The 24,271-nt window shown below is 71.5% G+C and carries 21 protein-coding genes and 1 pseudogene; 12 read left to right on the forward strand and 10 right to left on the reverse strand.

The features are described 5' to 3' along the window. Positions 1–301: pseudogene (locus tag BL254_RS17825) on the reverse strand (site-specific integrase); the annotation flags it as partial. 305 nt (positions 302–606) lie between these two features. Here BL254_RS17825 and BL254_RS26295 point away from each other — a divergent pair. Beyond that, positions 607–993 carry a hypothetical protein gene (locus BL254_RS26295; protein ID WP_139342375.1) on the forward strand — a complete coding sequence of 129 codons (387 nt, stop codon included), beginning with the start codon at positions 607–609 and terminating at the stop codon, positions 991–993. Between the two features lie 234 nt (positions 994–1,227). On the opposite strand, the gene BL254_RS17835 is transcribed toward BL254_RS26295, so the two are convergent. Continuing rightward, positions 1,228–1,593 (reverse strand): helix-turn-helix domain-containing protein, encoded by a 366-nt coding sequence (locus tag BL254_RS17835; protein ID WP_047225274.1) that lies wholly within the window; start codon positions 1,591–1,593, stop codon positions 1,228–1,230. On the opposite strand from BL254_RS17835, the gene BL254_RS17840 reads away from it, so the two are divergent. Then, complete coding sequence (locus tag BL254_RS17840) at positions 1,583–1,996, forward strand: hypothetical protein (protein ID WP_139342376.1); 414 nt, start codon at positions 1,583–1,585, stop codon at positions 1,994–1,996. The genes BL254_RS17835 and BL254_RS17840 overlap by 11 nt on opposite strands. 26 nt (positions 1,997–2,022) lie before the next feature. Here BL254_RS17840 and BL254_RS17845 read toward each other — a convergent pair whose 3' ends face one another. From BL254_RS17845 to BL254_RS17870, 7 genes are all read right to left on the reverse strand, one after another. Next, entirely contained in the window at positions 2,023–4,230 is a 2,208-nt protein-coding gene (locus tag BL254_RS17845) for a recombinase family protein (RefSeq protein ID WP_076844163.1), read from the reverse strand. After that, the gene (locus BL254_RS27270; protein ID WP_157180664.1) at positions 4,182–4,391 is read right to left on the reverse strand and encodes a hypothetical protein; all 210 of its coding nucleotides are present in this window, start codon (positions 4,389–4,391) and stop codon (positions 4,182–4,184) included. Before BL254_RS27270 ends, BL254_RS17845 begins: the two co-directional genes overlap by 49 nt. 147 nt (positions 4,392–4,538) lie before the next feature. Further along, on the reverse strand, positions 4,539–5,105 hold the full coding sequence (locus BL254_RS17850; RefSeq protein ID WP_139342377.1) for a hypothetical protein: 567 nt from the start codon (positions 5,103–5,105) through the stop codon (positions 4,539–4,541). A gap of 207 nt (positions 5,106–5,312) precedes the next feature. Further along, positions 5,313–6,356, reverse strand: coding sequence for a site-specific DNA-methyltransferase (locus BL254_RS17855; protein WP_083731175.1), 1,044 nt, complete (start codon positions 6,354–6,356; stop codon positions 5,313–5,315). Beyond that, a complete protein-coding gene (locus BL254_RS17860; RefSeq protein WP_076844165.1) occupies positions 6,353–7,561 on the reverse strand; it encodes a site-specific DNA-methyltransferase in 1,209 nt (402 codons plus the stop codon). Before BL254_RS17860 ends, BL254_RS17855 begins: the two co-directional genes overlap by 4 nt. Then, complete coding sequence (locus BL254_RS17865) at positions 7,558–8,304, reverse strand: recombinase family protein (RefSeq protein WP_083731176.1); 747 nt, start codon at positions 8,302–8,304, stop codon at positions 7,558–7,560. The genes BL254_RS17860 and BL254_RS17865 overlap by 4 nt, the downstream gene beginning before the upstream one ends. Before the next feature lie 52 nt (positions 8,305–8,356). Continuing rightward, entirely contained in the window at positions 8,357–9,271 is a 915-nt protein-coding gene (locus BL254_RS17870; RefSeq protein ID WP_076844167.1) for a DNA methyltransferase, read from the reverse strand. Positions 9,272–9,471: 200 nt separating this feature from the next. Here BL254_RS17870 and BL254_RS17875 point away from each other — a divergent pair, with 200 nt between their 5' ends. Genes BL254_RS17875 through BL254_RS17885 form a run of 3 tightly spaced genes read left to right on the forward strand, consistent with a single transcriptional unit; the run spans position 9,472 to position 12,542 of the window. After that, positions 9,472–10,551: a site-specific integrase gene (locus BL254_RS17875; protein ID WP_076844168.1), complete on the forward strand. Its 1,080-nt coding sequence runs from the start codon at positions 9,472–9,474 to the stop codon at positions 10,549–10,551. After that, positions 10,548–10,871: a helix-turn-helix transcriptional regulator gene (locus tag BL254_RS17880; RefSeq protein ID WP_047224866.1), complete on the forward strand. Its 324-nt coding sequence runs from the start codon at positions 10,548–10,550 to the stop codon at positions 10,869–10,871. Before BL254_RS17875 ends, BL254_RS17880 begins: the two co-directional genes overlap by 4 nt. A gap of 6 nt (positions 10,872–10,877) precedes the next feature. Further along, positions 10,878–12,542: a site-specific integrase gene (locus BL254_RS17885; RefSeq protein WP_047224867.1), complete on the forward strand. Its 1,665-nt coding sequence runs from the start codon at positions 10,878–10,880 to the stop codon at positions 12,540–12,542. Here the strand turns inward: BL254_RS17885 and BL254_RS17890 are convergent. Next, a complete protein-coding gene (locus BL254_RS17890; RefSeq protein WP_076844169.1) occupies positions 12,458–13,342 on the reverse strand; it encodes a hypothetical protein in 885 nt (294 codons plus the stop codon). The two genes, BL254_RS17885 and BL254_RS17890, sit on opposite strands and share 85 nt — an antisense overlap. 488 nt (positions 13,343–13,830) lie before the next feature. Between BL254_RS17890 and BL254_RS17895 the strand changes: the two genes are divergently transcribed. From BL254_RS17895 to BL254_RS17925, 7 genes are all read left to right on the forward strand, one after another. Continuing rightward, positions 13,831–14,736 (forward strand): hypothetical protein, encoded by a 906-nt coding sequence (locus BL254_RS17895; protein ID WP_047224890.1) that lies wholly within the window; start codon positions 13,831–13,833, stop codon positions 14,734–14,736. After that, entirely contained in the window at positions 14,727–15,236 is a 510-nt protein-coding gene (locus BL254_RS28575) for a pilin (RefSeq protein ID WP_076844170.1), read from the forward strand. Before BL254_RS17895 ends, BL254_RS28575 begins: the two co-directional genes overlap by 10 nt. A 3-nt stretch (positions 15,237–15,239) precedes the next feature. Beyond that, positions 15,240–17,462, forward strand: a complete 2,223-nt coding sequence (locus tag BL254_RS27275; RefSeq protein WP_175648407.1) for a hypothetical protein — start codon at positions 15,240–15,242, stop codon at positions 17,460–17,462. A 9-nt stretch (positions 17,463–17,471) separates the two neighbouring features. After that, complete coding sequence (locus BL254_RS17910) at positions 17,472–18,686, forward strand: PrgI family protein (RefSeq protein ID WP_083731177.1); 1,215 nt, start codon at positions 17,472–17,474, stop codon at positions 18,684–18,686. 22 nt (positions 18,687–18,708) lie between these two features. Continuing rightward, a complete protein-coding gene (locus tag BL254_RS17915; RefSeq protein ID WP_076844172.1) occupies positions 18,709–20,616 on the forward strand; it encodes a VirB4 family type IV secretion system protein in 1,908 nt (635 codons plus the stop codon). A 33-nt stretch (positions 20,617–20,649) separates the two neighbouring features. Then, positions 20,650–23,067 (forward strand): TraM recognition domain-containing protein, encoded by a 2,418-nt coding sequence (locus BL254_RS17920; protein WP_076844173.1) that lies wholly within the window; start codon positions 20,650–20,652, stop codon positions 23,065–23,067. Between the two features lie 83 nt (positions 23,068–23,150). Further along, entirely contained in the window at positions 23,151–24,167 is a 1,017-nt protein-coding gene (locus BL254_RS17925; RefSeq protein ID WP_047224872.1) for a replication-relaxation family protein, read from the forward strand. Positions 24,168–24,271: the final 104 nt, after the last annotated feature.

Below are 24,271 nucleotides of genomic sequence, written 5' to 3' on the forward strand. Positions count from 1 at the left end.
CGGTTCGCGGCAACCGACGCCGCTTGCTGGTCCGCTGCAACCACAGCACGAAATCCCGCGCCTCCGCCGGACACGCCTTCGACCATTCCACCTCCACCGCCCGCAGGAACCGCCACCAACGCAGCAACGCAAACGCATAGCTACGAATCGTCGCGGCCGAACATCCCTGCGCTACAAGATCACGCAAGAACCGTCGGACCGGCTCGACCGGCCTATCCGCCTCGTCCACCACACAGAACGGCTCGACACCAACCATCGGGACCACCCGACCCCACTCCGGCAGATCGATCAGATCAATCACACGATCACAATTATCGGACATCCGCACGCAGTCCTCTCACTCGGAACTGCGTGACAGTTACCGACGGGCCACCACCCGCCGCCTACGACACGCTGACCCTCCGCCCGGTAGTCCGGTCAACGGTCCTCCTCGGCACCCACGAACTCTCCCGCCAAAACGCCACCCCCAGCAGATCCGACCCGTACGCCACCTCCTCATCTTCGCCAGCCTCGTCACCCTCGCCTGGACCGTTCCTCCTCGTGGCTTCAACTGTCGACATGCTCCAGACAGGCTCGGAAGCAGAGAGTTCGCCGCTTTAGCGTTGCGTGATTCTGCTTCTTTTATCAGCCATTGTTGGCAACCAAATTCTTGATGCCCTCTATGCGGGCGAAGTTTGGAAACGTGAAATCGGACTAGTGATCCGACCGGTCGCCATCTTGTTGATCAGGGAGGTGCGGGTCCGCCTCAAGCGCAGGATTGACCCCGTGATCGGATTCGGTCGAGGTGTCGGGCGCGGCCCCGTTCAGCCGGTTCTGGGCTATCCAGGCCAGAACATCGTGGATCGCTCTTGCCTGCACGAGGCCGAGACGCTTGCCCTGCTCACCGTCCAAGCAGTGGATCTCAAAGACCATSGTGGGCGGCTCGCGACGCTCGCCGCCTCGCCGGCTGCTCGGCGTCGAAGACGCGCCCACCGACTGATCGTCGTGGCCTGATCCCATGCGCGCACGCTATGTGCGTGCGTGGCGGGAGTCCGCTAGGGCGCCCGACCGCATCCGTGGTCTTCCGAGTGTCCCTCGGGACATCGATGGTTCCCGGGACTTCGGAGTCCACAGGTTCCACAACCCTCAGTCCACCGGGCCAGGGAGCCAGAAGACCGGCCCCGGTGCTCGAAATGGGCGCCCAAGCCTCGAATGCGACCGCCAGGCGGCCGACGACCCGCTGTCCGGTTATGCGAGTTTGGCGAGGTCGAGGGTGGTTTCGTGGCCGTCGGCGAAACGGACGATCATGTGGGCAGTGCCGCCGATGGCCGCCAGGTAGGCGTTGAGCGTCGACAACAGGAGGTCGTGCGGCTGTTCCATGCGGCTGATGACTGCCTGGGTGACACCCATGCGGCGAGCAAGCTCGACCTGGGTGAGTGTGGCAGCCTGGCGGAGCGCGGCCAAGCCCATCGCGTAGGTACGGTCGGCTTCGGCCATGCTCGCACGGACCTGGGCGACCTCGTCAGCGATGTCGGGCCGCTGGGCTAGCTGACGGATGCGATCGTTGCCGCGGAGGAACGTGACGTCGCCCTCGGTCGTCTCGTTGTCGGTCATGGGGTGTCTCCTTGCTGGCGTAGAACACGTCGCCGATCGTCTTCTTGTCGAACCCGATCAACGCGACCACGACGCGGTCGTCGGCGGGGAACCAGCAGATGATCCGGACCGCGACGTCCGGATCGAACGGGTGGGCGACGCGCCAGAGCTCGTGGCGGCGGGCTTGCCGTACCCGTTTGAAAGTCGGGGACTCCTCGAAAGGTCTGGCCAGGAGCTCAGTGAGCGCCTGCAGGAGCGCGACGGCGACGGCGAGGAGGGTGCCTCCCTGTTCTTCCGCGCGGGTCAGCCAGCGGTCGAACTCGTCGGTCCAGTCGACGATCACCATCCCGAGTATGAGCCCCGGTTAATACAACGCCAAGCTCATACCCCGCTGCGGGCCGAGACGGTGCCGACGATGCACTGAACCCCAGCAGCACCAGCGAGACCGCGCTACGACGACCACAGTCGACGGCCAGAGCGAGTCTCTGCAGGTCGACAGCGACAGCGCGATGCTGCCGCYCACCCCGCGACTTCATCGTCCCGCGCGGCCAACGACTCACAGGTCGACCAGCACCCTCGTATGGGACGAACCCGTGCAGGACGAGCCGTCCCATAACGGGACAGTGCAGGCACCCAACTTGCTAACCAAGAGCAATCAAATGATGACCTGCCGCCATCGGCGCTGGTCCGGAAGTATCTCGATCGGCTACCTTCAGCCACAAAACAGCTACGGAGCGTGCCCCCAACGGGGCTACGCGCAAACCCGTGCATGATCCCTACTTTAGGAGATATCATACCCGGCTCCTTGGGGGTGCTAACCCGTCGTGCCCCGGTCGTGGCGGCGACGGGGGACAGGATCGATGCGATGTGCGCGGTTTCGCGGGTGATGGTCTGGATCGTTGTGCCGGCGAGAGCGATCTGGCAGGCAGCGCGGTGCGTCCGGCGGTCGTAGCGGATCTGCAAGCGGAGGATCTCGAACAGTCTTCGGGAAAGATCGTCTGGAAGGCCGGTGAGATCGACCGGGGTGACGGGCAGCTGGTCGAGCAGGGCTGCGTTCGGCGCCTGGTCGATCTCGTCTTCGAGAGTCGTGAGCTGCTGCTGTAGTTTGTCGCGCTCGACTTGGAGCTTGGCGCGGCCTTCGTTGATGTCACGGATGAACTCCTCGTCGGGATCCTCGACGAGGGCGAAGTTCATCGCGAGCCGCTTGCGTTTGGTCTCCGCGTCGGCGATGCGGCGGCGGATCTCGGCTCGGCGCCGTTCACGTTCCTGCCGGCGCTCGTCGTCGACGATCTGGAGCTTCCGGCTGAGCAGATCCTGGCGGTACTGCCCGAACACCCGCTCGCTCAGAAACGTGGACAGCCCGTGCAGAAGGTCGTCCTCTCGTACCCAGATGCTGGTCGTGGGGTGGCCAGTCGGCTGGTAGTTCTTCTTGGGATAGCAGAGGTAGTAGACGGTGCCCCGCTGGTGCTTGCCCCACRTCCGGCGCCCGCACAGCGAGCAGGACAGGAAGCTGCGCAGCGTGTAGGTGTGGGCGGCATCGGCGTGGCTGCTCTGGCCTGGAGCCGTCCGGGACCGTTCGCGGTGCTTGGCGATCTGCTGGGCCTGCACATAGGTCTCCAGGTTCACGAGAGCCTCGTGGACCTTTGTGGGGGACCAGACCCAATCCTCAACGGGGTTGATCCGATTTTTCCCCTTGCCCTTGCGGGCCCGGCGGTTCCACACCATGTGCCCGGTGTATTTCGGATTGGTGAGCACGTCCCGGACGTTGGAGTAGGTCCAGCGCCCGACGGCCCGAGTGATCTCGACGGGGGTGGGTGGCGGGTTGATGACGAGATCGAGGTTGAGCCTGTCTGCGATCGACTGATAGCCGAGACGTTCGGCGACGCGCATCGTGAAGATTTTCGTGACGACGGGGCCCTCGACCGGGTGCACGGCGAGCCGCATCTTCTTCTGCCCTCGGGCGCGCTTCGCCGGGACCGGGTGCGGGATGCGGTCCGGGACATACCCGTAGCAGGGCTTGCCGATGTTGTAGCCCTGCTCGGTGTGGACTTCGGTGCCGTCCCAGGACTTCTCGAGCATCTCGGTGACGTACCACTCGGCGACGCCCTGCTTGACGCGGCGGGTGAGCACCTGGGTCGCCGTCTTCGACCGGCGGCCACCCTGGCCCTGGCCGAGCCGGAGCGGCTCGTCGGCAGCGAGGAGCGGCACTCCTGCCTGCTCAAGCTGGTGTTCGATCTCGGTGGCGACGTAGGCGCGCCGGGAGATCCGGTCGATGGACTCACAGATCACCACATCGAAGCGCCGGTCGGGCCGCTTCGCCTCCTCCAAGAGGTCCGTGATGCCGCCGTCGCGGGGGATGGGGATCTGAAACATCTCGTGGGCGTTGCTCAGGCCGCGCTCGGYGAGCTCCCGGCGCCCGGACTCGATGTCGTAGAAGTGTGCGACGACGACCGCGTTCTCGGGCAGCACATCCTGGCACGTCCGCAGCTGACGAGGCAGCGACAGCGTCGGGTCCTGCTGGTCGTAGGTCGAGGTGCGGCCAGCCCAGGCCGCCCGGATCAGCCAGGAGGCTTCCTGTGTTCCTCCTGCGCCCGCGGTGTGCGGGCTGGCTACGCGGCGCGATTCCGCCCATTGTTGGATCGCTGCTGGTCTAGCCATTCCAACACATCCTTGATCACCTTTGCTTGTTCGTGGGCCAGCCGTTCGCCATCTGCCCCGTCGATGATGTGGACCTCGAAGTCCATCGACGGAGCGCCCGCCGTCTCCGGAAACTCGTCGCCGTGCTCAGGGGATCCCGCCGACTCCATCTGCGGATCCATCTCGTCTACCCGCCTAACGGCAAAGATCTGCCCAATCGTTGACCGGGGAAGTGGACACAAGCGAGAAGACCCGAAGCTGGATGGTGAGACCGGGGACGATCGACGAATTCTGCTTCTGCGGACCTTCTGTATCTCGGCATACCGCTATTACCATGCCAGGGCGCCGTCGGCAGTTATGACCGGTACCTGATATTGATCTAACAAGATTTCCCAGGTGTGCAGCTCATCCCGTTTACATAAGAGCCGGTCGAGGGAAGAGCAGATGATCGGATCGAAATCGCGGTCCTCGCGGCCGAGCGAAGCCGCGAGGTCGTCACGTCCACCGTCCCGGCGGGGCGGGCCTCCAACACCCGAAAAAGCCAGAACCATGATCTCGTCGACCGGCTCGGGCAGATCGTAGAAGAACCCGGTCAGAACGGCCTGCCCTTCGGCAGTCTCCTGGCATGCCTTGAACTGGCGGGCGAGCATGTGGATGCCGTTCACGCCACGGGCGTTGGTGCGGCCGTAGAATGCGGCTCGCACGCGTCCGTCATCCGGCCTGGCCAGCTGTGCCGGTGGTATGAGCCGAAACTGCCATGACAGTGCCTCGTCGCCGCTGCGGTAGAGAACACCGCCAGTGAGCACCGTTCGGCCTGGCCCAGAGCGATCGCTCATCGCTTCGCGCTCCCACTCTACTGTCGCGCCGATCGTGCAGTCTGCGATCACCGCGCGCAACGGCAGTCCAGCTACGCTGAAGCCGTTGGGCCCGGGCCTGGGAGCGTAACGCCGGCCAGTCGAAAGGAGAGGCCCCGGTCGGGGAATGCCGGCTAGGAGCCCCGTGCCTACCAGGTGGCGCGTCACCGCTGACCACCCTCCTTACGGGTATCAGCAGGACCAGGCGCGTTCCGGTGGGCCTCCGACGTTAAGATTCCGGAACGCTCCTCACACGGCTGTGCCGTTCCTCATCTCCTGCTGCTGGAGTGTGCGGAAGGCGCGCCGGAAGAATCTGTGGTAGGCGGGGTTGCGGTCGATACCGAGGTAGGTCCGGCCCAGCCGGTGGGCGGCGAGGCCGGTCGTGCCGGCGCCGCTGAAGGGGTCGAGGACGACGCCGCCGGGTGGGCAGCCGGCCGCGATGCACCGCAGGGGGATCTCGAGCGGGAAGGCCGGTGGATGTTCGGCCGGTGTGGGCCGGGTGGGGAGGGTCCAGACGTCGCCGGGGTTGCGTCCGCGGAGGGCTGTGGCCTGGTCGGGTGGCCAGGGGCTGCGGGGTGCGGAGGCTGCGTGCGGGCGGGTGCCGCCGCGGTGGGTCCGGCGGGCGAGGGTCCGGTCGCCGGTGTAGGGCTGGCGGATCGCGTCGATGTCGAAGTAGTACCGCGGCTGGCGGACCAGGAGGAACAACAGCTCGTGGTGGGTGGCGAGCCGGTCGGTGGCGGGGGTGGGGGTGGGATGCGGTTTGTGCCAGATGATCGCGTTCCGCAGGATCCACCCGTCGGCCTGTAGGGCGAGGGCGACCCGCCATGGCATCCCGAGCAGGTTCTTGTGCGGTATGCCGGCGGGCGGCCGGTAGCGGGGCTGGTGGGGGTGGCCGGGTCGGGTGCGGTGGTAGCCGTCGGAGTTGGCCGCGTAGCTGTCGCCGAGGTTGAGCCAGACGGTGCCGGTCGGGACGAGCAGTCGACGGATCTCGGTGAACACGGTCCGTAGCCGGTCGAGGTAGGCGGTGGGGGTCGCTTCCCGCCCGTAGGCGTCGGCGACGGCTGGCGGCCGGTCGCCGCTGTCGGGGGTGTCGTAGCTGCGCAGGCGCCAGTAGGGCGGGGAGGTCACCACGCAGTCGACCGAGCCGGTCGGGAGTCGACCGAGGACGGTGAGGGCGTCGCCGAGATAGAGCCGTATCCCGGGCTCGGTGTGGTACGGCGACGTCCGCGCCGCGGGGCCGGAGGGGTGGTCGGGTGCTGATGGGCGGGCCGGGTCGGGCGCGGCGGCGTTCATGCGGCCCTCCGCTCGGTGGCGGCGTCTGCGGGGCGCAGGYCGAGGCGGGTCAGGCCGATGTCGTGGAACGCCGGGTTCAGGTCGATCCCGAGGTAGGTCCGGCCCAGCTGGCGGGCGGCGAGGCCGGTGGTGCCGGCGCCGGAGAACGGATCGAGCACGGCCCCGCCGGGGCGGCAGCCGGCGGCGATGCAGCGCAGCGGCAGGTCGACGGGGTAGGCGGCGTAGTGCGCCTGGCGGAGCGGCCGGGTGCTGATCGACCAGACGTCGCCGGGGTTGCGCCCGGCGGGGTGGGCGGCGGTGTGCTGCCGGCCGGTGGGTCGCATCGCCGCGCCGGGCGGGTCGCCGGGGAAGGCTGCGAGCTGCTGGTATTTACCGGTGCCGTAGACGCTGGCGCCGCGGCGGCGCCGGGTGGCGTCGATACCGCCGTGTCGGCCTTTGCGCGCGCCGCCGATGACGATGCCCTCGGCGAGGGCTTCTGGGCGGGCCAGCGGTTCGCGGATCGCGTCCAGGTCGAAGTAGTAGCGCGGCTGGCGGACCAGGAGGAACAGCAGTTCGTAGCGGGTGGACAGCCGGTCGCGGACCGATTCGGGCATGGCGTTGGGTTTGTGCCAGATGATGGCGTTGCGCAGGATCCAGCCGTCGGCTTGGAGGGCGAAGGCGACCCGCCACGGCATCCCGTGCAGGTTCTTGGCGGGCAGCGCCCCGATGCGGTCGACCCCGGCGGCGCGTACCGACTCCCGCCRCACGGCGGCGGCGTCCCGGCCGGCCAGGGTGCTGGTGCGCAGGGGATCGGTGGTGCGGCCGGGGCGGGCGGTGCTGTAGGAGTCGCCGAGGTTGAGCCAGACGGTGCCGGTCGGGGTCAGGACGCGGGCGAGTGCGGTGAAGACGCGGCGCAGGGTGGCGATGTAGGCGTCGGGGGTGGGTTCGTGGCCGTACTGCCGGTCCTCGACGGTTGCGCCGCAGCGCTGGCAGGTCGTGGTCGGTGGGCCGCCGTCGGTGCGGGTGATGGTGCAGGTGCGGGTGTGCCGGCAGCCGGGGTGGCCTCCGGTCCAGGTCCGGGTGTGGTAGTCGCGTAGGCCCCAGTAGGGCGGGGAGGTCACCACGCAGTCCGCGGAGCCGTCGGGCAGACCGGTGAGGACCTCGACGGTGTCGCCGGTGTAGAGGGTGATCCCGGGGCTGGCATGGTGGGGCGGCGGCGGGGTCATGCTTCCCGCCTCGGGGTGTCGACCGGTCCGCTGCTGGTGGTGGTGGGGAACTCCCAGGGGGTGAGGGTCGGGGGGAGGACGCCGGTGCCGGGCGGGGCGAGCAGTTGCGCGCGGAGGAACGTCCGCCCGTCGATGATCGCTTCGTGGGCGTGGGGGCAGACGATCCACAGTTCGGGTGGGGCGGGCCGGCCGGCGATGGTGCGGCCCCAGACGGTGGCGCCGGTGTAGACGGGGTTGGTCAGGATACGGCGGATGATCGTCGTGGTCCAGGGGCGGGGGGCGGGGTACCAGAGGGGGTCGGCGGCCAGCCGGGTGACGATCGCGGTGGGGTCGAGCCGGTCCTCGAGGTACCAGCGGTAGATCAGGGTGACGACGGTGGCGGCCGGGGGGTCGATGACGAGGCGGACCCGGCGGCGTGGTGTGCCTGTGGGGTCGGGGACGGTGACGCGGTGCGCGCGGTAGCCGAACGGGATCGGGCCGAGGTGGTAGCCGGCGCGGACGAGCGCGATCTGTGCCTGGCGGGCGCGTTGGGTGGTCCAGGTGTGGTGGGCGGCGAGGAGATGGGCCTGGCGGGCGGCGTGGCGGGTGGCGAACGGGTGGGTCCAGCGCCACCACCGTCCATGTGTGGCGGCGGGCTCGCCAGGTGAGGAGGCGGGGGTCAGCCGCGTCGGGTCGTCCCCGCCTACGCGGGGATCGGGCTGGACCGGCGGGGGTGCGGGGGTCGTGTTGTGCGGGTCGGGCATGAGGACTCCAACCGGAGGCGGCGGCAGGGTCCGCCGGGGTGAGGCAAGGGGGTTATGCGGCCTGGCGGGTGGCTGGGAGGCCGGGGCCGCGGGTGGGCCGTGGCGTGACCGTGGCCGGGCCGGGCGTGGCCCGTCGCGCTGACCGGCCGGCGGCGGCACACTGGAAGACGATCACGTCGAGGTGGGCGGTCCGCGCGGTCCGCGGCCCGGCCGGGGCGGGTGCGCGCGGCCGACCGGCGGGCCGGGCCGGGGGGATGGCCACGGTGGCGCCGCGCAGGGCGGTGGTGAGCGCGACGCACCGCTCCACGGGAACGAGCCCGATCCCGCGCCCGGCGTCCAGGACGAGCGAGGCCAGGTCGACCCGTCCGGCGCCGCGGAGGTCGGGCGGGAGGACGACGACAAGCCGGCCGCCGGGGCGTGTCACCGCCGGGAGACCGGACAGCGCGGCGCGCACCTGGTCCGACCCGGCGCGGTCCGGGCCGCCCTTGGAGAAGTCCGGACCGTCCCCGGACGGGCAGGCGGTCCCGTGCCCGGGACCGGGTGGGCGGATCGTGGTCAGGACCAGGTCCACCGGGCGGACGAGTCCGGTCCAGGACCGGGCCGACGGCGACTGGTCGAGGACCATGCCGTCTCCGGGGGCACCGCGTGTCTTGGCGGCGGTGAGGTTGCCGCGGGCCAGGTCCCACCAGCCGGGATCGCCGGTCAGCCCGACGGCGTGCCGACCGGCGCGCAGCGCCTCGACGCAGACGGTGCCGGCGCCGCAGTCGGGGTCGTAGACGGTGTCCCCCGGCCGGGTGTAGGCGGCGATCGCGTGGGCGGCCACGGCCGGTGGGATCGCCGCCGTGTCCGCAGTGGTGGCGGGCAGGTAGCCCCCTGCGGTGAGCTGGTGTGCCAGGTCGTGCTGGCCGGTCGGCCATACCGACAGCCACCTGCGGCCGGTCGGCCCGCCGGCCGGTTCGGGGATCACCGCTCTGGCCCCGTCCCGGCCACGGAAATTAGTACGACATCACCGGGGTTCGCTTGTGGTCTGTGGTCGGTGTTGCCCCTGACCAGGCGGTTCCGACTCGCCATGACCCGGCGCGCCTCGTTGACATGGCTTCGGTTTTCCTGAAGGTTCCTCACGTCGGATGCTCTCTCGATGGTTCGGGTKAAGGTGAGGGGCTGGGGTTGGCGCTCGCTGTGGTTCGCGACCTGCGGGACCAGCGGCCATCGGCGGCGTCTGCCGACGAGTTGGCGATGTTCGAGACAGACGTGCTCGCGGGGTTCGTGCTCGCCCGCTCGTCGGCCGGGCTGACGGACGGGACGATCCGCAGCGACGTCGGGAACCTGGAACAGATCCGGTCGTGGTTCGGCCGGGCGCTGTGGGAGATGGAGCCGGCCGACGCAGACGCCTATTTCGGTCGGGTGCTGCGGGGTTCGCCGAGTGGAACACGGCTGGCCAGGGCGGCGGCGCTGGGCACGTACTTCGAGTTTGTGGAGTTGCGCCACAAGGTTGAGCTCCACCGGATGACCGGACGCGTTGTTCAGTGTCCGCTGGACGAGATGAACCGGCCGCGTGGAAGCAAAGACGCCAGACTGCGGATTCCTCCTGTCGACCGCGAGATAGCCGAGTTGTTCTCCGGCTGGTCGCGAGAATTGGCGACGTGCCGGAAGTTCGCTCCGAGCGCTCGCAACTACACCGCGGCGCGGCTGATGGCGGAGGTGGGGCTGCGGGTGAACGAGGCCCGCTCGCTGGATCTCGCGGACGTCCGATGGGAGCTGGGCCGCTTCGGCAAGCTCCATGTCCGTCACGGCAAGGGCGCGTACGGTTCGGGGCCGCGGGAACGAATGGTGCCGCTGATCAATCGCGCGGGCCGGACGTTGCGCTGGTACATCGAGGACGTGTGGGGCCACTTCGACGCGGACCACACCCGTCACGGCGCTCCGCTGTTCCCCTCCGAGCGGCGTAATGTCGACGGGTCGCCCGCACGTGTCGGCTATGACGCGCTGCGTTCCGGGCTGKCCGCCGCTGCGGCCGAGCACCTGCCAACATGGAAAAATAGACTTACTCCACACGTCCTGCGTCACTACTGCGCTTCCCAGCTGTATCTGAATGGCGTCGATCTCATCTCGATCCAAGAAATGCTCGGGCATTCCTGGGTAGCCACGACGATGCGCTATGTTCATGTGCACCGTACTCGCATCGAAGACGCCTGGGTAGCCGGGCAGGAACGAGCCGCCGAGCGACTGGAAGGGCTGATCCGGTGAAATGGAATCTGCGGCTTGCCGCCGCGAAACGCGACATCTGGAAGGCGTCCGAGTTGCAGCGGGCGCTGGCCGAACACGGCCTGGTTATTTCGGCGGGAAAGATGTCGGGCCTGTGGTCGGGACAGCCCGTGTCCCTCAAACTCGACGATCTTGACGTGATCTGCGTCGTGCTGAACTGCGAGATCGGTGAACTGCTGACACCCGAGCCAGCGAAGGTGACGCGACCGGGTCAGGTCGAGCCGCCACGGACCGCCGCCGCCAGTTCCGTCGCCACGGTGGTACCCCGTCGCCGTGACGGCCGCTCGCTCCCGCCGACCTGAGCGGGTATGACGCCACCCGACAGGCAGCACGCCAGTATCGCCAGGACGGCGACCAGCTGTGCCTCCTGCCTGGCCTGGGGCCTGCCCTACCGGCGAGGGCTGTGCCGGGCCTGCTACGACTTCATTGCACCCCGCTATGACCATCCTGTCGGCGAATGCGGTGCCTGCCGCCGCCGCGAGCCACTGAAGAAGGGGTTCTGCCGGTTGTGCTGGTGTCAGGCACGGCTGGAACGCACGACGGGCACCTACAAAATGCTGATCCCCCACGTCCGTCTGGTTCGCCATCATCAGCTGTTCTTCGCGGATATGGCCGGCTACCGAGATACCCACACGGCCCCGCGGCGTTTCGACGAGACCGGTCGAAAACCCCCGCCACCACCCACGTGCCGGCCCACGATCCGCTACATCCAGCCGGCGTTTTCCGACCACGTGATCCGTCGGCGCTACCGGTACGGACAGTTCGACCTGCGCCGAGGACCGGCGCCCGACAACCCATGGTTGGCCTGGGGTCTGTATATCGCCCACAACCTCGCCGAAAGAAGGGGCTGGGGGCCATTCGTCCGAGGCGGAATGCAACGGACCCTGGTCATGCTGCTGGCCGGGCACACCGACGGAGAACTGATCCGCGTCAGCGACTTCTACGAGACCGTGGCCGAGCACTCCACGAACATCGACGACACCATCGAAATCCTCACCGTCATGGGTGTCGTCCTCGACGATCGGCAACAGGCTTTTGACCGGTGGCTGCGAGCCGAACTCGACGGGCTCGCCCCAGCGATCCGCAGGGACACGCATACCTGGGCCACGACGCTGCGGAACGGCGGCCCGCGAAACCGGGCCCGAACCCCGAGCACCGTCAGCAACTACCTGCACGCCATCCGGCCCGCGCTGACGACCTGGTCGACCCGCTACGACCACCTGCGTGAAATCACCCGCGACGACGTCATCGCCTACCTCGACACGCTGACCGGCTCCCCACGCGACAAGGCCACCACAGCCCTGCGGTCGCTGTTCGCGTGGGCGAAACGCACGAACATCATCTTCCGCAATCCCGCTGTCCACCTGCACGTCCCACAGCGGGACGACCCGGTCTGGCAGCCCTTGCGCCCAGACGAACTCGCCCGCACCCTCGCAGCGACCACCACCGTGCACGGCCGCCTGTTCGTCGCCCTGGCCGCCATCCACGCCGCCCGCGTCGGACAGATCCGCGCCCTGCAACTCGACGACGTCGACCTCGGCAACCGCCGCATCACCATCGCCGGCCACGCCCGGCCCCTCGACGACCTCACCCACCAGACCCTGCTGGCCTGGCTGGAACACCGCCGAACCCGCTGGCCGAACACCGCCAACCGGCACCTGATCATCAGCCCGTGCACCGCCGGAGGACTCGGACCCGTCAGCTACCCCTTCCTCGCCCGACCCCTGCGCGGACTGCCCGCCACCCTCGAACGGCTGCGCATCGACCGGCAGCTCGAGGAAGCACTCACCTCCGGCGCCGACCCCCTGCACGTCGCGGCAGTCTTCGGCGTCAGCGACACCACCGCGATCCGCTACGCAGACAACGCACGCCACCTCCTGGCGCGCCCTCACGAGACCGACCCGCTCGAGTCACCGCGAACCCAAGCGTCCAGACCGGACGGCGAGCCACACCGACACTTGGGTTCGGGCTGAGAACACCTCAATTTCTCTGAACTCGCGCAGGTTTCCGCTGGCGTGAACAGCAGGAGATCGGAGTGCACCCGGCGGGTGGCCCCACATCCAGTCAGCGGAGGCGGCAGCAGCCCATGAGAAAGATCGACGGTTGGGTGGTCGCTGTCCAGTGGGATCTCCACGAGCACGATCCGGTCGGCCAGGACCAGCCCGGCCCGCCAGGCCGTGTCCACGAGCAGCGGGGTCGGGTCGACAAACCGCCCGCCTCTGCGGTCACCGTGGGTGATGACGGCGAGGATGCCGGTCGGGGTGAGCAGCGCGTCCCAGGCCACCTGGTGGACCCAGCCGCTGGCCGTCGGAATGACCGCGGTGACGAGCAGGTCGGCGCGGTCCGGTCCGCGGTCGGCCGGTCCCGGTCCGGTTCGCCCGCCGGCGGCATGGTGGCGGTCGAGTCCGGGTCCGGACGGGGACGTCGGGTTTTCCTCGTGTCCGGGTGGTCGGCGGATCGGGCTGGCGGTCCGGGTGCGTACCCGCCGTCCAAGGCGGAGGAGCGCCTCCGCGGCCTGCGGCAGATCATCGAAGGGATGCCGGCCCGCGGCGTCCTCCCCGGCGCGGGAACCAGGCATCGGCACCGGGTTCCCGGCGGGTGGAGCCAGCAGGAGGACCGTCTGGCCCGGCTGGGTGTAGAGGGCAGCGGTCCGGGTGACGGCCGCACCCAGCCAGGACGGCGCGGGCCCGTGTTCTTGCTGCCGGGCGGGTGGGCACGGCCACACCGTGACCGGCGTGTCCGGGTCGTGGCCGTGGTGGGGAGGCGGTGGCATCGGTGGGTCTCCTTGTCGACGTGTGCATGCCGTCGTAAGAAGAGACCGGTTTTCCGGGGCCGTTCGGCGCGTCACCCGCCAACTTTTTTCAAGATTTTCCTTGCTGGTATTCGGGTACGGTGCCAGCGTCCGCGTACAAAGCGGTGCCAGCATGATGCTGGCAGCCGGCCGTGATCCGGAGCCGAAACTTTTTCCGAGATTTTTCCGGAGCGGGTGCTGGCAGCGCGGGACGGATGCGACCGGTGTCCGCGCCGATGCCAGCATGCTGCCAGCGTTCGCTGAAAACCGCAGGCCAGTGGCACTCTTCCGCCAGGGCTGACGGGGTTCGCGGGACGGGGCGTCGCAGCATGCCAGCGATCATCCTGTGCGCCCTCATCCGTCAACCGTAAAGATCATACCGGTGTTTCTGGAAGATTTTTCTGGCTTTTCGCTGGCGACGGTACGGCTTCCTTGTGTGTGTCGATTCCGACGACATAAGGACGGCGAACGTGAATGACGACACGCATGCACCCCGACCGCTGAATCTCGATGCAGCGGCGGTCTGGCCGTTGGATACGGTGCGGGACTGCTTCGCCCTGCTGGTCGCCGGTCCGGCCCCGCTCGCGGTGGACGGGTGTGCCTTTCCCGGTCTGCCGGACCGGCCGGTGCCGTTGGACGAGCTGCGCGACCGGCTGCTGGCCGCCCGCTGCCCGCAGGCCCTGCGGGACGCGGCCTGGGCGGAGGTGGTCCGCCGGTCCCGCGCGCATGGTGGGGCGTGGACGGTGGGCTGCGCCGGGATGGCGCTGCCCGCGCTGGCGGCGGTCGCCGGACGGCTGTCCGCCCACGCCCCCGGTGACCCGGCCGACATCCACGCCGAGGTGGTGGCCGGGTTCGTCGCCGCGCTGGCCACCGTCCGCCTGGACCTGCCGCGGATCATGGTGCGGTTGCGGTGGGCGGCGTACCGGGCCGGCCTCGCCGCCGTGTCCCAGACGCTGGCCGCACCGCATCCGGACCCGGACCTGTTCGACTCCCGCGGCGGGGCGCACCGGTCCACCACCGGACATCCCGATCTTGTGCTGGTGGGCGCGGTCGCCCGCGGGGTCCTGACCCCGACCGAGGCGGACCTGATCGCCGCGACCCGGCTGGACAGCACACCGGTCAGCGCCTGGGCGGCCGGTCACGGCATGCCGCCCCGGGCCGCCTCCCGGCTGCGCGCCCACGCCGAACGCCGCCTGGCCGCCGACCTCACCGACCCCGCCACCCCCACCGACCCGGACGATCCGGTCCCCGCCCGCCCGGTCACCACCGCCACCACCCCCACCGGACAGTCACAGCCCGTCACCGATCGGGGGGTGCGGCAGAGCGCTCCCAACGCTGCCGCCCGTCGCCGTGTGGGGGTGCCCGCATGCGTCTGACCCTCCCGCGCCACCCCCGCGCGCGCAGGCGCGACGTCCCGACGACGGCCCGCACCGGCCGGGACGCGCGTGCCGCGGCACGGCGGGCCGGCCCCCGGCAGCACGGGCTGCCGGGGAGCGCGTGCCGCCGGCGCCGGCTCCGACGCTACGGCGGCGGCGCGGTCGCCGTCGCGCTGCTCGTCGTGCTGATCCTTGTGCTCGCCGCGGTGGTGGCGTTCGCCCAGCAGGTGCCGCCGCAGCAGATCCCGCCCCCGCCGCCGGTCGCGCCCAACCCGGCCACCGTCCTGACCAACATCCGCAACTGGATCATGGGGATTCTCGCCGGGTTGGCGACGGTGTTCCTCACCGTCGGTGGTGTCCGCTACATCCTTTCCGGCGGCGAGCCCGGTGAGGTCGGCAAGGCCAAGGACGCGTTCAAACATGCCGGCTGGGGCTACGGCCTGGCCGCTCTCGCCCCGCTGGCCGTGGAGATCCTCAAAGCGCTCGTTGGGACGGCGTAGACGATGACCACCCCCACTCTCCGCTCCTGCCGGGGGATGCCCGGCGTGCCACTGGCCGGCCGGACCGAGGCTCCCCGCCGGCTCCGACCGGCGGCAAGCGACGGCTACCCGACGGCGCGCCGGGGCGGGCGGGCCCGCCGGCGGGGTGGGCGGCGGGCGGTGGGGGTGCTGGCCGTCGGCCTGTTCCTGTTCCTTGTCGTGGGTGGGCAGGCGGTGGCCGTCGCCCAACCGGCCCCGCAACCCAACCCCCAGCCGGCCCCGGCGCCGACCGTGCAACCACAGCACCGACCGAATCCCCAACCCGGCCCGACACCGCTCCCACCCGGCACCGCCGTCGACCCCTGCACGCCGGCGTCGGGGCAGCCGGCGCCGACGGCCTGCGCCTCCCCGCCGGCGCCAGTCACCCCGACGCCCCCGCGCACGCAGCCCCTCCCGACCGCCCCTGGCAGCGACGGCGGCGGGTCCGGTGGGGTGGTCGGCTGGATCGTCGACGGCATCACCGGCGCGATCAACAGCTTCTTCAGCGGTCTGGTGGTCGCCGCGCTCAACCCGCTGCTGGACCTGCTCGGCCGCACCCTGCTGGCCACTCCCACCCCCGACCAGCTCCCCGCGATCGGCCAGCTGTGGACGACCTCCTGGCAGATCACCGTCGCCGGCTACAGCACCCTGATCATGATCGGTGGGGTGGTGGTCATGTCCTACCAGTCCGTGCAGACCCGCACCACGCTCAAACAGATCGCCCCCCGCATCCCGGTCGCGTTCCTTGCCGCCGCGTTCTCCCAGACGCTGGCCRGGCAGGCCATCGACGTCGCCAACGGGCTGGCCCGGCTCATGCTCGCCGACGGCCTCGACCCGACCAGCACCGCGGTGACGCTCCGTGACCTCATCCTGGGATCGATCATCCCCGGCCCCGGGCGGACGGTCAGCGCCGGGATCTTCGCGGTGTTCCTCGGGGTGTTCATCGCCGGGACCTTGGTCGCGCTGCTGTGCACCTACATCGCCCGGGTCGTCCTGAYCGTCGTGCTCATCGGCGCGGCCCCGCTGCTGCTGGCCGGCCACGCCCTGCCCGCGACCGACGGGCTGGCCCGCTGGTGGTGGCGCGCGTTCGGCGCGGTGCTGGCGATCCAGATCGCCCAGTCCATGCTGCTGATCGCCACCATGCGGGTGTTCCTCACCCCGGGCGGGTTCAGCCTGCTCGGCCCCACCCCTGACGGGATCGTCAACCTGCTGGCAGCCCTCACCCTGGTCTACATCCTGTTCAAGATCCCGTTCTGGTTCCTCGCCTCCGCCCGGATCAGCAACCGCCGGTCGGTCGTCGGTTCGATGGCCCGCGCCTACGTCCTGGGATGGGCGTTCGGCCTGCTCGGCGGACGCGGCGGCGGGCGTGCCGGTGGGCGGGGTGGCCGCGGCCCGCGCGGGGGTGGCCGCCGCGGGGGGCGTGGCGGAGGACCGGGTGGGGGCGGCCCGGCCGATCCCTATGCCCGGGTCGAGGCCGACGCGAACGGGCAGCTGTTGTTGCCGTTGACCCGGGTGCCGCGGGTCCGTCGGCCCGGCCCGGCCCGGGGCGTGCCCCGCCAGCCCCGCCCGGCCGGCGGCCCGGCCCGGCAGGCAGCGGGTTACCGGCAGCTCAGCCTGCCGTTCGACCAGGCCATCGGTTCCCTCGGCGCCCGCTATCTGCCGGCCGAGGGCGGCGCCTGGGTCGACCGGGACGGCCAGCGGCTGCTCCCGTTCGAGGTGGACCGCGTCACCCCGCCCCCGCGGCCCCGCCGCACCCCGCCCGGCGGCACCCGGCCGGCCGCCGGCCGTCCGGTAGGGCCGCGGGCCCGACAGTTGGAGCTGTCGTTCGACCCGTATACGGGTCTGCGGCCGGATCGCACCGGCCAGTACGCCCTGCCGCTCGACGGGCTGCGCCGTACCCCGCGCCCCTCCCGGCCGGCTGCCTCCCCACCCGTGCCGGCGTCCCGGCCGGCCACCGGCCGTTCAGCGGGGCTGCGGGCACGGCAGCTGGAGCTGCCATTCGACCCCTACCAGAACCTCCGCCCCGACCGGTTCGGCCAGTACACGCTCCCGCTCGAGGGGCTGCGCCGCACCCCCCGCCCGGCCACGCCCGCCCCGCCGCGTCCCTCCCCACCGGCCGCGTCGGCTCGGCCCGCGCCGCCACGGCACCGGCAGCTGCTCCTGCCGGGGATGCCACGCCGGCCCCGTCCATCCCAGCCTGGAGAGTGAGCCGCCCGCATGACCCATCCCGTCCGGATTCCCGCGGACGTCGACCGCGAAGACCGCCTCGTCGCGTCCCTGACCGCCCGGCAGGTACTGATCCTCGCCCTGACCGCAGGCGGGCTCTACCTCACCTGGACCGCCACCCACACCCGCGTGCCGCCGCCGCTGTTCGCCCTCGCCGCCCTGCCGGTCGCGGTCACCGCCACCGTCCTGGCCCTCGGCCAACGCGACGGGCTGCCCCTCGACCGGCTGCTGCTGGCCGCCCTGCGCCAGCGCACCAGCCCCCACCAGCGGATCAACGCCCCGGAAGGCGTCGTCCCCCCGCCACCCTGGCTGGCCGCCCGCGCCCGGACCCACGGCTCCGGCCGTCACCGCACACGACCAGGCGGCGACGCCCTGGCGGCGCTGCGGCTGCCCGCCCGCACCGTCACCGCGACCACCGGTGTCGGGGTCATCGACCTCGCCGCCGACGGCCTCGCGGTGATCGCTGTCTGCTCGACAGTGAACTTCGCCCTGCGCACCCCCGGCGAGCAGGAGGCGCTCGTCGGAGTGTTCGCCCGCTACCTGCACTCCCTGACCGCCCCGGTGCAGATCCTCGTCCGGGCGATGCCGGCGGACCTGTCCGGGCAGATCCACGACCTGCACGCCCACGCCGGGCAGCTCGCGCACCCGGCGCTGGCGGACGCGGCCCGCCAGCACGCCGCCTTCCTCACCCAGCTCGCCACCGAGATGGACCTGCTGGCCCGCCAAGTCCTGCTGATCCTGCGCGAACCCCTCGTCACCGCCGGACCCACCGACGGGCTGGGCGGGGCGTCCCCGCTCGCCGTCCTGGCCAGCCGCCGGGCCGCCGCCCGCGACGCCCGCCGCGTCGGGCAGGCCACCCGCCGGGCCGCGCACACCCGGCTGGCCCGCCGGCTCGCCGAGGCCACCGACCTGCTCGCCCCCGCCGGTATCGTGCTCACCCCGCTGGACGCCGGCGCGGCGACCAGCGTGCTCGCCGCCGCCTGCAACCCCGCCGGCCTGCTCCCACCCGCGGCACTGGCAGCCCCCGACGAGGTGATCACCTCCGACGTCGGCGACGGCGACCCGGATGCCGCCGACGGCTGGGACGAGCCGTCGGACGGCCCCGCCGGCTGGGAGAACGCCCCCGGCTGGTGGCACACCCCCGACACCGCCAGCCCGCCGGCGGATCGGACCGGCGCAGACAGCCACGCCTGGGACGAGCTGTAGAAGAAAACGGAGGCAGCCACCGATGCGACGCGCGCGGCACACACCGACGACGACGGCACCAGCCCGGGCCCGCCGCCGGCCCGCGGCCAACCCGGGCGACAGCGCGGCGGCGGCGTTCGTCCCGGACGCGCTGACCGTCCACCCCCGCCACCTCGACGTCGGCGGCGACCACGTCGCCACCATGGCGATCACCGGCTATCCCCGCGAGGTCCACGCCGGCTGGCTCCAGCCCCTGGCGACCTACCCCGGCCGGGTCGACGTCGCCGTCCACGTCGAGCCGATCGACCCGGTGACCGCCGCCCACCGGCTGAAAAAACAGCTCGCCCGGCTGGAGTCCGGCCGCCGGCTCGGGGAGGAGAAAGGCCGGCTGGCCGACCCGCAGGTCGACGCCGCCACCGAGGACGCCTACGACCTGTCCGCCCGCGTCGCCCGCGGCGAAGGCAAGCTGTACCGGCTCGGCCTCTACCTGACCGTGCACGCCGCCAGCGAAGAAGACCTCGCCGACGAGGTCGCCGCGGTCCGCGCGCTGGCCGCCAGCCTGCTGCTGGACGCGAAACCGACGAGCTACCGGTCCCTGCAAGGCTGGGTGAGCACCCTGCCGCTGGGCCTGGACCAGGTGCGGATGCRCCGCACCTTCGACACCGCCGCCCTCTCGGCGGCGTTCCCGTTCACCTCCCCGGACCTGCCGCCCGCCGACCCGATCTCGCTGGCCCCGACCGGCGTGCTCTACGGGCTCAACATCGGCAGCCAGGGGCTGGTGCACTGGGACCGGTTCGGCGACATCGACAACCACAACGCGGTCATCCTCGGCCGCAGCGGCGCCGGCAAGTCCTACCTGGTCAAGCTCGAGCTGCTACGCAGCCTGTACCGGGGCATCGAAGCCCACGTCGTCGACCCCGAGGACGAGTACGCCCGGCTCGCCACCGCTGTCGGCGCCACCTACCTGCACCTCGGCGCCGACAACGTGCGGATCAACCCGTTCGACCTGCCCATCCAGACCACCCCCGACGGCCGGCGCACCGCCCCCCGCGACGCGCTGGTGCGCCGCAGCCTGTTCCTGCACACCGTGATCACGGTGCTGGTCGGGCAGCCGTCGGCGGCCGAACGGGCAGCCCTCGACGCCGCGATCACCACCACCTACCAGGCGGCGGGGATCAGCTCCGACCCACGTAGCTGGAGCCGGCCGGCGCCGCTGCTGGCCGATCTCGCCACCACCCTGACCGGCTCCGGCGACCCGGCCGCGGTCACACTCGGCGCCCGGCTGCACCCCTACACGACAGGGGCGTTCTCCGGCCTGTTCACCGGCCCGTCCACCGGCCGCGGCGACGGGCACCTCGTCGTCTACTCGCTGCGCGATCTTGCCGAGGAACTCAAACCGATCGGCACGCTGCTGGTCCTCGACGCGATCTGGCGGCGGGTGTCCAACCCCGCCGACCGCCGGCCCCGGCTGGTCGTGGTCGACGAGGCGTGGCTGCTGATGCGCCAGCCCGCCGGCGCCGACTTCCTGTTCCGGATGGCCAAGAGCGCCAGGAAGTACTGGGCCGGGCTGACCGTGGCCACCCAGGACACCGCCGACGTGCTCGCGACCGATCTCGGCAAGGCGATCGTCACCAACGCCGCCACCCAGATCCTGCTGAAACAGGCACCGCAGGCCATCGACGAGATCACCGCCGTGTTCGACCTGTCCCAGGGCGAACGGCAGTTCCTGCTCTCCGCCGACCGGGGACAGGGACTGCTGGCCGCCGGCGCCCAGCGGGTCGCCTTCCAGGCCCTGGCCTCCCCGACCGAGCACCACCTGGTCACCACCGATCCGGCCGAACTCRCCGCCGACGCCCGCGACACCGACGACGGCTTCGTCGACCTCGCCATGCCGGCCGGTCCCGACGATCCGGCCGAGCCCGACGGCCAGATCTACCTCGACACCCTGTGACGACCCCGCCGTAGCCGCCAGGAGATCACAGCCATGGACGTACTCGCCGCGGCGACGTCCACGCCCTCGTCGCCGATCGCCACCTACCTGACCGACCCCTGGAGCTCCGTGCACCACCTGGCGGAGCAGGCCCAGGCGTGGGTGCTGACCTGGGGGCCCGTCGCCGGCCCGCTGCTCGCCGTCACCGCCACCGGCCTGCTCACCCTGCGCCGGCGGATGCGACGGCACTACCAGCAGCGGTTGCGCACCAACGCCCGCTGCGTCACCGTGCTCGCCCCGCCCACGGTCGACCCGGCCGGCGCCACCGCTTTGTGGGCAAATCTCCTTGGTTTGCTCCGCCCGACCTGGAAACGACGCCTGCTCGGAGGACCGCACCTCGCCTGGGAATACCTGTTCACTTCCGAGGGTGTGCGCATCCAGATCTGGGTTCCCGGTGTCGTCCCATCCGGCATGGTCGAACGCGCCCTCGAAGCCGCCTGGCCCGGCGCCCACACCCGCACCCGCCCCGCCCGGCCGCCGCTCCCGCTCACCACCCGGACTGGCCGGCGCATCCTCACGGCGGGTGGAGAGTGCCGGCTGGCTCGGCCAGAAGCGCTACCGATCCGCGCCGACCACCCGGCTGACCCGATCCGCGCCCTGCTCGGCGCCCCCGTCGGCCTGGCCCGCACCGAACGCGCCGCCGTGCAGATCCTCGCCCGGCCCGTCACCGGCCACCGGGTCGCGCAAGCCCGCCGCGCCGCCCGGCGGCTGCGCACCGGCCGTTCCCCCCGGCCGGCCGGCCGGCTCCTCGACCTGCTCACCCCCGGCCGCCCAGCCAGTAGCAGCCGGAACACCCCGAAGGTCGACCACCAGACGTCGCTGGAACTGTCCGCCCAGGATCGCGCCATCGTCACCAAACAGCGAGGCGCCCAGTACGAAACCCGCATCCGCTACGCCGTCGCCACCACCGTCGACGCGACAGCCGATGAGGACCACGCCGACGCTGTCCGCGACCATCTTCGCGGCCGGGCACACGCCATCGCCGCCGCGTTCGCTGCCTTCACCGAGCACAACTACTACACCCGCGCCCGGCTACGCCGTCCGCTGCCGGCCCTGGCCGACCGGCGCCTCGGCAGCGGTGACCTGCTGTCCGTCGGCGAACTCGCCGCGCTGGCGCACCTGCCGGTCGACGACGCGGTCCCCGGCCTGCAACGCGCCGGCGCGAAAGCCGTCGCCCCACCGCCGGGGACCGCCGCCACCGGCGCGGACGTCAAACCGATCGGCATCAGCGACTCCGGACACCCCCGCCCGGTCGGACTGACCGTGGCGGACGCCCGGCACCACATCCACATCCTCGGCGCCACCGGCTCGGGCAAGTCCGAGCTGATGGCCCGGATGACCCTGGCCGACGTCGACGCCGGCCGCGGGCTGGTCAACGTCGACCCCAAAGGCGACCAGATCGCCGACATCCTCGCCCGACTCCCGCTCGCCGCCGCCGACCGCGTCATCCTGTTCGACGCCCAGGCCAATAGCCGGCCCCCATGCCTGAACCCGCTCGACCAGCCCGACCGGCACCGCGCCGTCGACAACCTCGTCTCCATCTTCTCCCGCGTCTACGCCGACGCGTGGGGGCCACGCACCGACGACATCCTGCGCGCCGGACTGCTCACCCTGGCCGCCCAACCCGGCACCCCGCTGCTCACCGACCTACCGAAGCTGCTCGCCACCCCGGCGTTTCGCCGCCGCGCCCTGGACGCCGTCCACGACGACATCCTGCAAGGGTTCTGGGACTGGTACGAAGCGCTCTCCGACGGCGCCCGCGCCGCCGCCGTCGCCCCCCTGATGAACAAGCTCCGCGGATTCCTGCTCCGCCCGTTCGTCCGCACGGCCATCGCCGCCGGCCCCTCCACCGTCGACATGGGCACCGTCCTCGACAGTGGTGGGATCTGCCTGGTCCGCATCGCGCAGGACGCCCTCGGCGTCGAAACCGCCGCGTTGATGGGCTCGGTGGTCGTCTCCGCGGTCTGGCAGGCCGCCACCCGCCGCGCCCGCGTCCCCCAGCCGAAACGCCTCGACGCCAGCCTGTATCTGGACGAGGCGCACCACTTCCTCAGCTTGCCGTACGCGCTGGAAGACATGCTCGCCGCCGCCCGCGGCTACCGGCTGTCCATCGTGCTGGCCCACCAGAACCTCCTCCAACTCCCCAAACATCTCGAAGAAGGCATCGCCGCCAACGCCCGCAACAAGATCTACTTCAACGTGTCACCGGCCGACGCCCGACGCCTCGCCCGCCACGTCGAACCCCGCCTGACCGAGCACGACCTGGCCCATCTCGGCGCGTTCCACGCCGCCACCCGGCTCGTCGTCGCCGGGGAGGAAGCCCCCGCCTTCACCCTGCGCACGGAGAAGCTGCCCCCCGCCATCCGCGGCCGGGCCCGGCAGATCCGCGCCGCCGCCCGCCGCCACACCTGACCCCCACCGCCCCCGCCACCTACCCGCCCCGGCACCCCCGCACCGGGCCTACCCCTGACCGACCCCGGAGAGGGCAGCACTCCATGGCTACCGCCACCGCCCGGCACGGGCTAGCACTCACCCGCACTCGTCCCGGCGTCCGCACCGTCACCGCGGGCGACCATCAGGCGTTCCTCGCTGGCCGGCTCACTCCCCGCGACCGGTGGCTCGCCCGCCTCCTCGCCGACCACAAGGTCCTCACCACCGACCAGATCATCCAGCTCGGCTGGCCGACCCGCCGCGCCGCCAACCACCGGCTACGCCGCCTCTACCTGTGGCGGGTCCTCGACCGCTTCCAACCCCTCGTCCCCACCGGCGCCGCCCCCGCCCACTACGTCCTCGACGTCGCCGGCGCCGGCGTCCTCGCCCACGAAGACGGCCTCGACCCCGACCAGACCGGCTACCGCCACGACCGCGCCCTCGGTATCGCCCACTCCCCACGCCTCGCCCACACCCTCGCCGTCAACAACGTTTTCGTCAGCCTGATCGCCCACGCTCGCCAGCCCGGCGCCACCGGCACCCTGACCGCCTGGTGGTCCGAGACCCGCTGCCTGCACGCCGTCGGCGACCTCGCCCGCCCCGACGCCTACGGCGCCTGGCGCGAACACGGCACCGACATCGGCTGGTACCTCGAACTCGACCGCGGCACCGAACCCCTGCGCCGCCTCGCGGCCAAGCTCACCGACTACCACGCCCTGGCCACCACCACCGGCACCGTCACGCCCGTCCTGGTCTGGCTGCCCTCGGCCCAGCGCGAAACCGGCGCCCGCCGCGCCCTTACCGAGGCCCTGGCAGACCTCGACCGGCCCGCCACCGTGCCGGTCGCCACCACCGCCACCGACCTGGTACCGCCCGGGGCCCGCCACGACCCGGCCGCCGCCCGCTGGCTGCCCCTCACCCCCCGAGCCACACCAGGCCGGCTCCGCCTCACCGACCTGGCCCACGCCTGGCCGCATCTGCGCCCAGCCAGCCAGACCGACCCACCAGCACGCCCCGGAAAGCTCGCCCCCGCCCCACCCATGCCACCCGACCCCGCCAGCTACCCGCCCGAAAGCCGGTGAACCCCCACGGCCAAAAGCGCAGCAGCGGCCGTCGCCGCCCTCATCCTGATCATCGTTCTGATCGGCGCCGCCGTCGGCGACATCCTCACCCGCATCCCGTTCCT

The sequence above is a fragment of the Protofrankia sp. BMG5.30 genome (genome assembly GCF_001983005.1).
GTDB classification, from domain to species: Bacteria; Actinomycetota; Actinomycetes; order Frankiales; family Frankiaceae; genus Protofrankia; species Protofrankia coriariae.

What these genes read in the sequence shown, in the direction of transcription:
- BL254_RS17835 (WP_047225274.1), bottom strand. Translation starts at nt 1,593, where the DNA reads ATGACCGACAACGAGACGACCGAGGGCGACGTCACGTTCCTCCGCGGC.
- BL254_RS17885 (WP_047224867.1), top strand. Translation starts at nt 10,878, where the DNA reads ATGACGCCACCCGACAGGCAGCACGCCAGTATCGCCAGGACGGCGACC.
- BL254_RS17920 (WP_076844173.1), top strand. Translation starts at nt 20,650, where the DNA reads ATGGACGTACTCGCCGCGGCGACGTCCACGCCCTCGTCGCCGATCGCC.
- BL254_RS17855 (WP_083731175.1), bottom strand. Translation starts at nt 6,356, where the DNA reads ATGAACGCCGCCGCGCCCGACCCGGCCCGCCCATCAGCACCCGACCAC.
- BL254_RS17865 (WP_083731176.1), bottom strand. Translation starts at nt 8,304, where the DNA reads ATGCCCGACCCGCACAACACGACCCCCGCACCCCCGCCGGTCCAGCCC.
- BL254_RS28575 (WP_076844170.1), top strand. Translation starts at nt 14,727, where the DNA reads ATGCGTCTGACCCTCCCGCGCCACCCCCGCGCGCGCAGGCGCGACGTC.
- BL254_RS27270 (WP_157180664.1), bottom strand. Translation starts at nt 4,391, where the DNA reads ATGGATCCGCAGATGGAGTCGGCGGGATCCCCTGAGCACGGCGACGAG.
- BL254_RS17890 (WP_076844169.1), bottom strand. Translation starts at nt 13,342, where the DNA reads ATGCCACCGCCTCCCCACCACGGCCACGACCCGGACACGCCGGTCACG.
- BL254_RS17925 (WP_047224872.1), top strand. Translation starts at nt 23,151, where the DNA reads ATGGCTACCGCCACCGCCCGGCACGGGCTAGCACTCACCCGCACTCGT.
- BL254_RS17910 (WP_083731177.1), top strand. Translation starts at nt 17,472, where the DNA reads ATGACCCATCCCGTCCGGATTCCCGCGGACGTCGACCGCGAAGACCGC.